This window comes from Spinactinospora alkalitolerans (assembly GCF_013408795.1).
Taxonomy (GTDB): domain Bacteria; phylum Actinomycetota; class Actinomycetes; order Streptosporangiales; family Streptosporangiaceae; genus Spinactinospora; species Spinactinospora alkalitolerans.
In genome coordinates this window covers 5,439,907-5,452,653 of the sequence record NZ_JACCCC010000001.1, presented here as the reverse complement: position 1 = coordinate 5,452,653, position 12,747 = coordinate 5,439,907, and the positions used below count along the sequence as shown (strand labels likewise).

The window sequence follows — 12,747 nt, the reverse complement described above, 5'->3', positions numbered from 1 at the left end:
TGTGGGAAACGCCGGACAGCGGGTGTTCACCCTCTGCGGTTTCTCCTTCCAGGAGGTAGCGTGGCATGGGCATTGCGATCGCCGAGCGGGCCGTGGAGCCCGAGGTGACGGCCGAGGTTTCCTGGGAGCTGCTGCTGCGCGCTTGGCAGGAGCTCGACATCCCCGGAGGCTGGCGGGCGGAGATCCGTGGAGAGGACATCGTCGTGGTCCCGCCGCCGTCGAATGCGCATGGTCTGGTCGCGTCCAAGGTGCACTGGACGCTCAAGAAGATCGCGCCCGAGGGAGTGGAGGCGATCCAGAACGTCGGGGTGCGGATTCCGGCGCTGAGCAAGCTCTACATTCCGGATCTCGTGTTCATCGCGGAGTCGGACGTCTCCCTTGACCAGCCGGGTCTGGCATCGGCCAATCTCCTCCTCGTCGTGGAGATCACCTCCAGGGGCGACGCCGAGGACGACCGGGGCGACAAGCGCATGGCCTACGCCAAGGGCGAGGTCCCGCTGTACCTGCTGATCGATGCCTGGGACCGGTCCGGTCCCACGGTCACGCTGTTCTCCGAGCCGCGCAACGGCGACTACGACGGCGCGCAACGCGTGCCGTTCGGCAAGCCCATCGCCATCCCCGAGCCGTTCGGCGCCGAGCTGGAGACCGCGGACTTCCCGGTCCACCCCGGGGTGCCGAAGCACACCTGAGCCGTCCCGGGCCCGCCCCGCCGGATCAGGCCGGTGCCGCCACCGTGCCGGGGACGCCCTGCTCAGGCGGCCTCCGCCTCGGCCTCCGCCTCGGGCTCCTTCACGATGACGTGGCGCATGTGCCGCCAGTGCGGGTTGTCCTCGTAGACCTCGGAGGCGACCAGCCGGGCGCCGCAGGCGCGCGCCAGGGAGCGCGCCTCCGCACCGGGCATCGTGTGCATGCGCATCGCCGCGGGGAAGCCGAGCAGCGTGCGCTGGACGAACCGGATCACCGCGTGCGGCACGATCCGGGACAGCACGCCGACGGCCGTGGGCAGCGTGCGGTCGGGGATCCCGATCACCAGCGCCCCGCCCGGTCGCGCGACCCGGACCAGCTCCCGCAGGTAGTTCCGGGTCGGCGCCGGGGGCATGTGCTGCAGGACCAGGTTGGTGTAGACGAGGTCGAAGGAGCCCTCCTCCAGGCAGGTCAGGTCCGCCGCCGTGTTGTGGACGTAGCGCACCCGGCCGGTGCGGTCCAGCCTCCGGGCCGCCGCCAGCATCGGCTCGGAGATGTCGACGCCGACGACCTCGTCGAAGTGCGCGGTCAGCGCGGTGCTGAGCCGTCCGGCGCCGCAGCCGAAGTCCAGCGCGCGGCCCCGCTGCACCGTGACGCCCAGTTCTGCCAGCCAGGCCGCCGTGCCGTCGATCTCGGCGGCACCGGTCGCGAGGAACTCGGCCTCGTCCCAGCCGCCGTTGCGCTTGCCCCGGTCGGTGAGCACCGCCCACAGCGGGTCGCTGTCGCCCAGCGCCGTCCAGTCGCGGTGGATCTCGTCAAGTGCCGCCATCGTCCGTTCCCGTCCCTTTCGCCCGCACCGATTCCCGGCATGACGAATCTAGGGACGCGGCCCGCCGCACTCACTGGCCCTGGCTCCCCTGTTACCGGTGGTGCGGGCCATACCCGCGCGCCGCGCTCCCGCGTCCGCGGGCCGCCGCGCGGCAGGGAGCCGGGGCGCGCCTATCCTGGTGCCGACCCGCGCAGTCCGCGCGGTCCTCCCGGACTTCAGGCGTGATCCATGAACGTACTGCTCACCGGCGGTGCCGGCTACATCGGCACGCACACCGCCGTCGCGCTCATCGAGGCCGGCCACGACGTGGTCCTGCTCGACGCCCTGCACAACAGCCACGCGGAGGCCGTCCGCAGGGTCGAGCGCATCACCGGCCGTGACGTCGCCTTCCACGTGGGCGACTGCGCCGACCCCGCCTTCGTGGCGAAGGTCTTCGCCGAGCACCGGATCGACGCGGTGGTGCACTGCGCGGGGCTGAAGGCGGTGGGCGAGTCGACCGAGCAGCCGCTGCGCTACTACCGCAACAACATCGACGCGCTGCTGACGCTGTGCGAGGTGATGCAGGTCGCCGGGGTGCACCGGATGGTGTTCAGCTCCTCGGCGACCGTCTACGGCGATCCCGATCGGGTGCCCATCACCGAGGACATGCCGCTGCGCGCGGTCAACCCCTACGGCGCGACCAAGCTCTTCGCCGAGCAGATCCTCACCGACCTGGCCGCGGCCTCGCCCGAGTGGCACGTCATCTCGCTGCGCTACTTCAACCCGGTCGGCGCGCACGTCAGCGGCCTGATCGGGGAGGACCCCGGCGGCGTCCCCAACAACCTGTTCCCCTACATCGCGCAGGTCGCGGCGGGCCGGCGCGAGAAGGTGCTGGTCTACGGCGACGACTACGACACCCCCGACGGCACGGGAGTGCGCGACTACCTGCACGTCACCGACCTCGCGCTGGGACACGTGGCGGCGATCGAGCACCTCGGCGACGCGCCGGGCGCCCGCGCCTACAACCTGGGCAGCGGCGCGGGGACCTCGGTCCTGGAGGCGATCGCCGCGTTCGAGCGGGCCTCCGGGCGCGAGATCCCCCACGAGGTGGTGGCCCGCCGCCCCGGCGACATCGCCATCTGCTACGCCGACCCTTCTGCGGCCCGGCGCGACCTGGGCTGGAAGGCCGCCAGGACCGTGTGGGACGCCTGCGCCGACGCCTGGCGCTGGCAGTCGGCCAACCCCCGCGGTTTCGCCGGTTAGCGGAACCCGGGTCCTGGGGCGGGGCGGCCGGGACGCGGATTCCGCGTGTCGGCCGCCTCTGTGACCTCGGCCCCCTCTAGCCGACCGGCGCTGTCGGCTCGGCCGACCTCGCCGGGCGTTCCGGGGTGCGCACGTGCTCGGGAAGGATGCCGTGCATCATGATCCGGGCGATCACGTGCGACCACGCCGGAGTCCCGGCCACCATGGAGATCAGCGGCGGCAGCGACGGATCCGATCCCAGGGCGCGGCTGATGACCTGCTTCTGCACGATCCGCTGCACCGCCTGGGTGCCCACGGTCGGGATCCAGCGCCGCCGCTGCACGCGGGCGGGCAGGCGGGGGTTCAGGGTCTTGGTGAACCGCCCGGGGTCGGCCTGGGCCCGGTACAGCGGGTCGGCCAGCAGGTTGGCCGTCGCCACCGCGTCCTGCACCGCGAGGTTGATGCCGACGCCGCCGACGGGCGTCATCGTGTGCGCGGCGTCGCCGATGGCGAGCAGGCCCGGCCGGTGCCAACTGGTCAGCCGGTTCAGCCCGATCTTGAGGAACGCCACCTTCTCCCAGTCGTCGACCTCGCTCACCCGTTCGCCCAGGAAGGGGAGCACGTCGCGCAGGTTCTGCCGGAACCGCTCCAGCCCGGCGGCGCGGACCTCGTCGATGCCGCCCTTGGGGATGAGGTAGGCGATCTGCCAGTAGGAGCCGCGGTCGATGGCCGCGGCCATCGCGCCCGTTCCGATCCGGCCGTTGAGCCCTTCGGGGTCCTCGTCCGCGCGGGAGACCCGCAGCCACAGCGCGTCCATGGGCGCGCCCAGGTCGGCGGGGACCATCCCGGCGGCCTCGCGCAGCGTCGAGTGCCGCCCGTCGGCCGCGACGGTCAGCACGGCGCGCAGTTCGTGCTCGCCGTCGGCGTCGCGGTAGCGGATCCCGCGGACGGCGCCGTCCTGCTCGATCGGGCCGAGGGCCTCGGCGTTCATGCGCAGCGTGAAGTTGGGGTAGTGGTCGGCGTGGTCGGTGAGCAGGGTCAGGAAGTCCCACTGCGGGATCATCGCGATGTGCCGGTACCGGCCCGGCAGGTGGGCCAGGTCGGCGTTGACGATGGCCTGCTCGCCGGCGCCGATGGCGAGCCGGTCGATGTTGCGGTGCGGGATGCGCTCCAGCTCGTCGATCAGGCCCAGTTCGTCGAGGATCTGCAGTGTCGAGGGGTGGACGGTGTCGCCGCGGAAGTCGCGCAGGAAGTCGCCGTGCTTCTCCAGCACGACGACCTCGACCCCGGCCCGGGCGAGCAGCAGGCCGAGCATGATCCCGGCGGGCCCGCCGCCGGAGATGGCACAGGTGGTGGTCTCGGTTCGCGTCATTGCGATTCTCCTGTGGCTGCGGCGACTAATTCATCATCTAATGAAATACAACCTCGTGCCCGCCCCCGTGTCCAGGGAATGGTGTGAACCGGCCGGCCGCAGCGGTGTCTGATACGTCACAGTCCGCACGCAGGGCCAGGTGGGGACGGATCCGCCGAAGGGGTGGGGCGGCCGGACCTTCGAGGGAAATGCGGTTACTCGTGGGTAGCCAAAGTGGGGTGCGTCACTCTAAGCTGCCCGCATGGGTAACGCCACGAGTAGCCACGCCGAAACCAAGACGCTCGCCCCCACGCTGGTCAGCCGGCTGACCCGGCACGTCGTGAGCGCGTCGGGGGACACCACCACGACGACGGCGCCGTTCACCGGCAAGCCACTCGCGGAACTCCCCGTCAGCTCGGCCTCCGACGTCGCCGAGGCGTTCGAGCGCGCACGCGAGGCGCAGCGCTCGTGGGCCGCGATGTCCCCGCGCGACCGCGTCGCGCCGTTCCTGCGCTTCCACGACATCGTCCTCGACCGGCAGAGCGAGATCCTCGACATCATCCAGTGGGAGACCGGCAAGGCCCGCCGGCACGCCTTCGAAGAGGTCTACGACGCCGCGGCCGGCACGCTCTACTACGCCCGCCAGGCCCCCCGGCTGCTCCGGCGCAGGCGCAGCATCGGCGCGGTGCCCGGCGCCACCCGCACCTACGCCCACCACCAGCCCAAGGGCGCCGTCACCGTCATCACCCCGTGGAACTACCCGATCGCACTGCCGGTCGGCGACGCGGTCCCCGCGCTGCTCGCGGGCAACGCCGTCGTCGCCAAGCCCGACACCCAGACCGCGCTGAGCGCGCTGTGGGCCATCGACGTGGCCGTGGAGGCCGGGCTTCCCGAAGGGCTGTGGCTGCCGGTGCTCGGCGAACCCGCGGAGATCGGCGATCCGCTCATCGACGGCGCCGACTATGTCGCGTTCACCGGCTCCTCGGCCGTCGGCGCGAAGATCGCGCAGCGGGCGGCCGGGCGGCTGATCGGCTGCTCCGCCGAACTCGGCGGCAAGAACCCGATGATCGTCTGCGAGGACGCCGACCTCGACCGCACCGTCGAGGGCGCGGTGCGCGCCTGCTTCAGCAACGCAGGGCAGCTGTGCATCTCCATGGAGCGGGTGTACGTGCACGATGCGGTGTACGACGCGTTCACCGAGAAGTTCGCCGCCGCGGTGCGCGACATGGAGCTCAACTCCGCCCTCGACTTCAGCGCGGACATGGGCTCGCTCACCTACCAGCGCCAGCTCGACCGGGTGAGCGCGCACGTCGACGACGCGCGGCAGAAGGGCGCCACCGTCGTGGCCGGCGGCCGCCCCCGCCCCGAGATCGGTCCGCTGTTCTACGAGCCGACCGTGCTGGCCGACGTCGAGCCCACGATGCGGGCGTGCGCCGACGAGACGTTCGGCCCGGTCGTCTCGCTCTACCGCTTCAGCGACGAGAACGAGGCCGTCGAGCGCGCCAACGCCACCGACTACGGGCTCAACGCCAGCATCTGGACCCGCGACGTCAACCGCGGGCGGCGGCTCGCCGAGCGGGTCCGGGCCGGAACGGTCAACATCAACGAGGGCTACGGCGCGGCGTGGGCCAGCTACGGCGCCCCCATGGGCGGCATGAAGCGCTCCGGGCTGGGCCGTCGGCACGGCGCCGAGGGGCTGCTGCGCTACACCGAGGCCCAGACCGTCGCCAGCCAGCACTACGTCGGCCTGGGCGGCCCGCCCGGTATGGACGGCGAGACCCTCGCCAGGACCATGACGCTCGGAGCCAGGCTGATGAAGCGGTTCCGCATCCGCTGACCGGGGCTCTCCGCCCCCTCCCGCATCCGGCGAGGAGCGGGAGGCGCCCCCGCGCCCCCCGCGCCCGCGCGCTCCGGGGCATCGGCGCGCCGGGTCGGCTGTGAGCGGGTCGCCGACCGGACGTGCGAGGCCGTCGACCCGGAGGTTCTAGACTGGAGGCCAACCCGTACCCACCTGCTGGAAGGCCGTTACGTGTCCGTTGCCGGTGCTGCCGACAGCACGTTCGACACCGTCCTCGTCGTCGACTTCGGTGCGCAGTACGCGCAGCTGATCGCGCGGCGGGTGCGCGAGTGCCACGTCTACAGTGAGATCGTGCCCTCGACCATGCCGGTCGAGGAGATGCTCGCCAAGAACCCCAAGGCCATCATCCTGTCCGGCGGCCCCTCCTCGGTCTACGCCGACGGCGCTCCGCAGGCCCCGACCGGCCTGTTCGAGACCGGCGTGCCCACGTTCGGCATCTGCTACGGCTTCCAGGCCATGGTGCAGAACCTCGGCGGCACCGTCGCCAAGACCGGCCTGTCGGAGTTCGGCCGCACCCGGATCGACGTCGCCGACGACGCCGTCCTGTTCAAGGGGCTGCCGACCGCCCAGGCGGTGTGGATGTCGCACGGCGACTCGGTGTCGGAGGCCCCCGCGGGCTTCCGGGTCGTCGGCAGCACCGACGGCACCCCCGTCGCCGCCGTCGAGGACCCCGAGCGCGGGCTGTTCGGCGTGCAGTTCCACCCCGAGGTGCTGCACAGCGAGCACGGCCAGGCCGTCCTGCGGCACTTCCTCTACGAGGGCGCCGGGTGCCGTCCCACCTGGACGATGGTCAACATCGTCGACGAGCAGGTCGAGCGGATCCGCGCCGAGGTCGGCGCCAAGCGGGCCGTCTGCGGCCTGAGCGGCGGCGTCGACTCCGCCGTGGCCGGGGCCCTGGTCCAGCGCGCCATCGGCGACCAGCTCACCTGCGTCTTCGTCGATCACGGGCTGCTGCGCAAGGGCGAGGCCGAGCAGGTCGAGAAGGATTTCGTGGCCGCCACGGGCGCGGCGCTGAAGGTCGTCGACGCCCAGGACCGCTTCCTGGCGGCGCTGGCCGGGGTCTCCGACCCCGAGGAGAAGCGCAAGATCATCGGCCGGGAGTTCATCCGGGTCTTCGAGCGGGCCGCCCGCGAGGTCGTCGAGGAGGGCGGGGCCACCGGCGAAGAGGTGGAGTTCCTGGTCCAGGGCACGCTCTACCCCGACGTCGTCGAGTCCGGCGGCGGCACCGGCACCGCCAACATCAAGTCCCACCACAACGTCGGAGGGCTCCCCGAGGACCTCCAGTTCACGCTGGTCGAACCGCTGCGCGAGCTGTTCAAGGACGAGGTGCGCCGGGTCGGCGAGGAGCTCGGGCTGCCGGCCGAGATGGTGTGGCGCCAGCCGTTCCCAGGCCCCGGCCTGGGGATCCGCATCATCGGCGAGGTGACCCGCGAGCGCCTGGACGTGCTGCGCGAGGCCGACGCGATCGCCCGCGAGGAGCTGTCGCGCGCCGGGCTGGACCGCGACATCTGGCAGTGCCCGGTGGTGCTGCTCGCCGACGTCCGGTCCGTGGGCGTGCAGGGCGACGGCCGCACCTACGGCCACCCGGTCGTGCTGCGCCCGGTCAGCAGCGAGGACGCGATGACCGCCGACTGGTCGCGCGTGCCCTACGACGTGCTCGCCACGATCTCCAACCGCATCACCAACGAGGTCCGCGAGATCAACCGGGTCACCCTGGACGTCACCAGCAAGCCCCCGGGCACCATCGAGTGGGAGTAGGCCGGCGGCGTACCGCCGACGGACGGCCTTGACCGCCACGCACGCGCCCGCGCCGCCTGGTCGATGATGATCTGAGCGCTCTACTTCCGCTGTCAGCCCCTCCGCCCCTTCCTTCGGTGCTTCAGGATCTGCCTGAGCAGGAGCAGGAGGGCCGCGGCGAAGGCGATCGCCGGGAGGGCGCGCTTGAGGGCGGGGCCGCCGGCGATGTCGAGGAGATCGAGGGATTCGCCGTCCTCGCGGTGGCCGGCCGCGGGGGACCGCGGCGCCACGGGCGGGGGGCCGGGCGCGGGGCGAGGAGTGGGAACCGGGCCGGGGGCCTGCGCGTCCTGCGCGACGGGCACGGCCTCGGCCGCCTCCACGGCTCCGGCCTCACTCCCCTCGCCGCCCTTCGCGGCCTCCTCGCCGCTCTCCGCGGCTCCCGCGCCGCCTTCGGCGGTGTCGCGCTCCAGTTCGGCGGCGAGGTTCGCGGCGAATTTGTCGACCAGCTTCGCGCTGACGTCGGCCATCACGCCGCGCCCGAACTGCGCCACGCGCCCCGTGACGTTGAGGTCGGTCTGCACCGTCACCCGGGTGGCCGAGCCCTCCTCCCGCAGGGTGGCCGTGACGTCGGCCGACGCGGTGCCGGTCCCGCGCGCCTCCTTGCCGTTCGCCGTGATGCCGACGACGCGGGCCGCCTCGTCCTTGCCGGTGAAGCGGGCCTCACCGCGGTAGGTCACGGTGATCGGGCCGACCTTGACCTTGACCCGGCCGGTGAACGTGTCCCCCTCCACCGAGTCCAGCGTCGCGCCCGGCATGCACGGGGCGATCCGCTCGACGTCCAGTAGCACCGCCCACGCCCGCTCCACCGGGACGGGAACCGTGAACTCGTTGTTCAGTCGCGTGCTCATCGCTTGCGTCACCTCTCTCGTCCGGTCTCGTCCGGTCTCGTCCGGTCTCGTCCGGTCTCGTCCGAACCTGCCCGGGCCGACCCGGCGCCAACAGGAAAATCGTGGGCGCCCCGTTTCCGGGACGCCCACGTGCACCGATGCGGATCAGACCCCCGCGGCCTTGGCCAGGGCCCGCCCAGTCAGCACCCGGGCCAGGTGGCGGCGGTAGTCGGCCTGCCCGTTGACGTCGCTGGGCGGCTCGGTCTCGGCGTCGGCCCCGGCCGAAGCGTCGTGCAGCGCTTCGGCCTGCGCCGGTACGCCCGCCATCGCCGACTCCACGCCGTGGGCCCGCACGGGCGTGCTGCCCATGTTGGTCAGCCCCACCCGCGCCTCGGCGATCTCGCCGTCACCGCGCCGGACCGCCGCCGCGACGCCCACGATGGCCCACGACTGAGCGGTGCGGGTGAACTTCTCGTAGTGGAACGACCAGCCGTCCCACTTCGGAATCCGCACCGCCGTGAGCACGTCGTCGGGCTCCAGCGCGGTGGTCAGGTAGTCCACGAAGAACTCGGCGGCCGGGATCGAGCGCTGCCCGCCGGGCCCGGTCACCAGGAACTCGGCGTCCAGGGTGAGCGCGACCGCCGGCAGGTCGCCGGCCGGGTCGGCGTGCGACAGGGACCCGCCGAGCGTGCCGCGGTGCCGCACCGCCGGGTCGGCCACCGTGCCCGTGGCCTGCGCCAGGAGCGCGCAGTGCGCCTCGACCAGCGGGTCGCGCACCACCTCGTAGTGGGTCGTCATCGCCCCGATCCACAGGGACGGGCCCTCGTCGCGGATGCCGCGCAGCTCGTCCAGGCCGCCCAGGTCCACCACGACGTCGGGATAGGCCAGCCGGAAGCGCAGCAGCGGCATCAGGCTCTGCCCGCCGGCCAGCACCTTGGCCTCTTCGCTCTCGCCCAGCACCCGGACCGCCTCGGTGACGTCGCCCGGCTTCACGTACTCGAAGCGCGGAGGAATCACTGCGCACCTCCCTCGTCCTCGTCGTAGGCCGAAGCCCCGGGCGGCGCGCTCGCCCGCGAATCCGCGGGCAGGCTGGTCGGCGACCCGGCGACCGCGCCGCCGCCGGAGCCGGCCTCGGACAGGGCCCGCCACACCCGCTCCGGCGTGCACGGCATCCGCACGTCGTGCACGCCGAACGGCCGCAGCGCGTCGACGACCGCGTTGACCACGGCCGGCGTGGACGCGATCGTGCCGGCCTCGCCCACGCCCTTGACACCCAGCGGGTTCGTGGTCGCCGGCGTCTCGGTCCGGTCGGTCGTGAAGTCGGGCAGGTCCGCCGCCGACGGCAGCAGGTAGTCGGCCATCGTGGAGGTGACCAGGTTGCCGTCGGCGTCGTGGACGGCCTCCTCGTACAGCGCCTGGGCGATCCCCTGCGCCAGCCCCCCGTGCACCTGGCCCTCCACGATCAGCGGGTTGACCACCGCGCCGACGTCGTCGACGGCCACGTAGGACCTGATCCGCACGGCGCCGGTGGCGGTGTCGACCTCGACCGCGCACAGGTGGGTGCCGTGCGGGTAGGAGAAGTTCTCCGGGTCGAACGTGGAGTCGGCGTCCAGCGACGGCTCCACGCCGTCGGGCAGCGAGTGCGCCGCGAACGCCGCCAGCGCGACCTCCTGGATCGTCGCGGCGGGCTGCGAGGTGCCGCGCACGGTGAACGCGCCCCCGGAGAACTCCATGTCGCCCTCTGCCGCCTCCAGCATGTGCGCGGCGATCCGGCGGGCCTTGTCGACCACCCTGTCGCACGCCTCCACCACCGCGGTGCCGCCCACCACGAGCGAGCGCGAGCCGTAGGTGTCCATGCCCTTGGGCGCGACCTGGGTGTCGCCGTGCAGGACCTGGACGTCCTCGAACGGCACGCCCAGCCGGTCGGCGACGATCTGGCTCCACGCGGTCTCGTGGCCCTGCCCGTGCGGGGTCGAGCCGGTGACCACCTCGACCTTGCCGGTGGGCAGCATCCGCACCGAGGCGTGCTCCCACCCCCCGGCGCCGTAGGACAGCGAGCCCAGCACCCGCGACGGTGCCAGCCCGCACATCTCCGTGAACGTGGAGATGCCGATGCCCAACTGGACGGTGTCGCCGCGGTCGCGGCGGGCCCGCTGCTCGGCGCGCAGGCCGTCGTAGCCGAACAGCTCCATGGCGCGGTCGGTGGCCGCCTCGTAGTCGCCGGAGTCGTAGGTGAGCCCGGCGATGGTGGTGTAGGGGAACTCCTCACGGGCGATCCAGTTGCGCCGCCGCAGCTCCATCGGATCCATGTTCAGCTCGTGGGCGAGCTCGGTCATGATCCGCTCGATCGCGTAGGTGGCCTCGGGGCGGCCGGCGCCCCGGTAGGCGTCCGTCGGCGTCTTGGTCGTGAAGACCCCGGTGCAGCTGAAGGAGTAGGCGTCCATCTTGTAGATCGCCGGGAACATGAACGCGCCCAGGATCGGCACGCCCGGGGTCACCAGCATCAGGTAGGCGCCCATGTCGGCCAGCAGGTCGACCTTCAGGCCCCGGATCCGGCCGTCGGAGTCGGCGGCGATCGAGACGTCCTGGATCTGGTCGCGGCCGTGGTGCGTGGTCTGGAATCCCTCGGAGCGCGACTCCGTCCACTTCACCGGCTTGCCCAGCCGCTTGGCGAGCAGCAGCGCGAGGACCTCCTCGGCCGTCACCTGCAGCTTCGACCCGAACCCGCCGCCGACGTCGGGGGCGATGACCCGTAGCTTGTGCTCGGGGATGCCGGTCGTCATCGCCAGCATCACCCGCAGCACGTGCGGGATCTGGGTGGCCGACCACAGGGTGAACGCGTCGCCGTCGGGGCGGCACACCACCGCGCGCGGCTCCATCGCGGCGGGGATCAGCCGCTGCTGCCGGTAGCGGCGGGTCACCACGACGTCGGCGCCGGAGAACGCCCCCTCGACGTCGCCCGCCGAGAACGGCCAGGTGAACGACTTGTTCGTGCCCGCGGAGGCGTGCACCAGGTCGGCGCCCTCGGCGACGGCCTCCTCCATGTCCAGCACCACGGGCATCGGGTCGAAGTCGACCTCGATCGCCTCCAGGGCGTCGGCCGCGGCGTAGGCGTCGCGCGCCACCACGCAGGCCACGGCCTCGCCGACGTAGCGGACCTCCTCCACCGCCATGGGCGGGTGGTCGGGGACCACGATGTCGTCGGTGACCGGCCACGCGCACGGCAGGCTGCCCTGCTCGCCGGCGAAGTCGGCCCCGGTGAAGGCTGCGACCACGCCGGGCTGCTCGCGTGCGGCGGAGACGTCGACGTTCGTGATCCGGGCGTGCGCGAACGGGCTGCGCAGGAACGCCACGTGCAGCGTTCCGACCTGCTGGATGTTGTCGGTCCAGGTGGTCTGGCCGGTGATCAGCCGGGCGTCCTCCTTGCGGAGCCGCGCCTGCCCCAACTGCGGGGCGTCGGGTGTCATCGTCATGCCGCACCTCCTCGCGCGGCGGGCCGCAGCGGTTCGCCCTCGCCGGCCGCCTGCCGCGGCACCCCGGTCCCCGGCTCGGACACGAAACGCGGTGCGGTGCCGCTGGCCCGCATCTGCGCCGCGGCGTCGCGCACGGCGCGGACGATGTTGGCGTAGCCGGTGCACCGGCACAGGTTGCCTTCGAGTCCCTCCCTGATCTCCTCGTCGGAGGGGTCGGGGTTCTCCCGGAGCAGGTCGATCGTCGCAATGATCATCCCGGGCGTGCAGTAGCCGCATTGCAGGGCGTGGTTCTCGTGGAAGGAGCGCTGGACGGGGTGCCACTCGCCGTCGGAGGCGAGCCCCTCGACCGTGGTGACGTCGTGCCCGTCGGCCTGGGCGGCCAGGACCGAGCAGCTCTTCGCGGACAGCCCGTCCATCAGGACGGTGCACGCGCCGCAGTTGGACGTGTCGCACCCGATGGGGGTGCCGACCTTGCCCAGCCGTTCGCGCAGGTAGTGGGTGAGTAGTTGGCGGGCTTCGACCTGGTCGTCGTAGCGCACGCCGTCGACGGTCACGCGGATATGTGGCATAGGGCCATGACCTCCCGAAGCAGTGGCCTCAGAACTTCCGCAGAGGTACGGCCAACGTAAATGATCGACCTGCCGGATAACCAGGTCTGCTTTAAACGAAAATTGTTTTCATCCGGAGCTGGGGAACTTTTTGTGCCG

The 12,747-nt window shown here is 72.3% G+C and carries 10 protein-coding genes; 4 read left to right on the top strand and 6 right to left on the bottom strand.

Annotated features, from left to right (window positions below; genetic code table 11):
• The first annotated feature begins 65 nt into the window (after positions 1-65).
• A complete protein-coding gene (locus HDA32_RS24265) occupies positions 66-689 on the top strand; it encodes a Uma2 family endonuclease (protein ID WP_179645385.1) in 624 nt (207 codons plus the stop codon).
• Positions 690-751: 62 nt separating this feature from the next.
• Here the strand turns inward: HDA32_RS24265 and HDA32_RS24260 are convergent, their stop codons facing one another.
• The gene (locus HDA32_RS24260) at positions 752-1,513 is read right to left on the bottom strand and encodes a class I SAM-dependent methyltransferase (protein WP_179645384.1); all 762 of its coding nucleotides are present in this window, start codon (positions 1,511-1,513) and stop codon (positions 752-754) included.
• A 228-nt stretch (positions 1,514-1,741) separates the two neighbouring features.
• Here HDA32_RS24260 and galE point away from each other — a divergent pair, with 228 nt between their 5' ends.
• The gene (gene galE / locus HDA32_RS24255; protein WP_179645383.1) at positions 1,742-2,755 is read left to right on the top strand and encodes a UDP-glucose 4-epimerase GalE; all 1,014 of its coding nucleotides are present in this window, start codon (positions 1,742-1,744) and stop codon (positions 2,753-2,755) included.
• A 76-nt stretch (positions 2,756-2,831) separates the two neighbouring features.
• Here galE and HDA32_RS24250 read toward each other — a convergent pair whose 3' ends face one another.
• The gene (locus HDA32_RS24250) at positions 2,832-4,106 is read right to left on the bottom strand and encodes an FAD-dependent oxidoreductase (RefSeq protein ID WP_179645382.1); all 1,275 of its coding nucleotides are present in this window, start codon (positions 4,104-4,106) and stop codon (positions 2,832-2,834) included.
• 241 nt (positions 4,107-4,347) lie between these two features.
• Between HDA32_RS24250 and HDA32_RS24245 the strand changes: the two genes are divergently transcribed.
• A complete protein-coding gene (locus tag HDA32_RS24245) occupies positions 4,348-5,922 on the top strand; it encodes a succinic semialdehyde dehydrogenase (RefSeq protein ID WP_179645381.1) in 1,575 nt (524 codons plus the stop codon).
• Positions 5,923-6,114: 192 nt separating this feature from the next.
• Positions 6,115-7,701, top strand: a complete 1,587-nt coding sequence (gene guaA, locus HDA32_RS24240) for a glutamine-hydrolyzing GMP synthase (protein WP_179645380.1) — start codon at positions 6,115-6,117, stop codon at positions 7,699-7,701.
• A 92-nt stretch (positions 7,702-7,793) separates the two neighbouring features.
• On the opposite strand, the gene HDA32_RS24235 is transcribed toward guaA, so the two are convergent.
• The 4 genes from HDA32_RS24235 to HDA32_RS24220 form a co-directional block, all read right to left on the bottom strand.
• On the bottom strand, positions 7,794-8,588 hold the full coding sequence (locus tag HDA32_RS24235) for an SRPBCC family protein (protein ID WP_179645379.1): 795 nt from the start codon (positions 8,586-8,588) through the stop codon (positions 7,794-7,796).
• Between the two features lie 144 nt (positions 8,589-8,732).
• Complete coding sequence (locus HDA32_RS24230) at positions 8,733-9,584, bottom strand: FAD binding domain-containing protein (RefSeq protein WP_179645378.1); 852 nt, start codon at positions 9,582-9,584, stop codon at positions 8,733-8,735.
• Positions 9,581-12,040, bottom strand: a complete 2,460-nt coding sequence (locus HDA32_RS24225) for a xanthine dehydrogenase family protein molybdopterin-binding subunit (protein WP_179645377.1) — start codon at positions 12,038-12,040, stop codon at positions 9,581-9,583. The genes HDA32_RS24230 and HDA32_RS24225 overlap by 4 nt, the downstream gene beginning before the upstream one ends.
• Positions 12,037-12,609, bottom strand: a complete 573-nt coding sequence (locus HDA32_RS24220; RefSeq protein ID WP_179645376.1) for a (2Fe-2S)-binding protein — start codon at positions 12,607-12,609, stop codon at positions 12,037-12,039. The genes HDA32_RS24225 and HDA32_RS24220 overlap by 4 nt, the downstream gene beginning before the upstream one ends.
• Between the last annotated feature and the right edge of the window lie 138 nt (positions 12,610-12,747).

Excerpts from the sequence above, each read along its gene's own strand:
- HDA32_RS24245 (WP_179645381.1), top strand. The coding sequence starts at position 4,348 with ATGGGTAACGCCACGAGTAGCCACGCCGAAACCAAGACGCTCGCCCCC.
- HDA32_RS24220 (WP_179645376.1), bottom strand. The coding sequence starts at position 12,609 with ATGCCACATATCCGCGTGACCGTCGACGGCGTGCGCTACGACGACCAG.
- HDA32_RS24260 (WP_179645384.1), bottom strand. The coding sequence starts at position 1,513 with ATGGCGGCACTTGACGAGATCCACCGCGACTGGACGGCGCTGGGCGAC.
- HDA32_RS24265 (WP_179645385.1), top strand. The coding sequence starts at position 66 with ATGGGCATTGCGATCGCCGAGCGGGCCGTGGAGCCCGAGGTGACGGCC.
- galE (WP_179645383.1), top strand. The coding sequence starts at position 1,742 with ATGAACGTACTGCTCACCGGCGGTGCCGGCTACATCGGCACGCACACC.
- HDA32_RS24235 (WP_179645379.1), bottom strand. The coding sequence starts at position 8,588 with ATGAGCACGCGACTGAACAACGAGTTCACGGTTCCCGTCCCGGTGGAG.
- HDA32_RS24250 (WP_179645382.1), bottom strand. The coding sequence starts at position 4,106 with ATGACGCGAACCGAGACCACCACCTGTGCCATCTCCGGCGGCGGGCCC.
- HDA32_RS24225 (WP_179645377.1), bottom strand. The coding sequence starts at position 12,040 with ATGACGATGACACCCGACGCCCCGCAGTTGGGGCAGGCGCGGCTCCGC.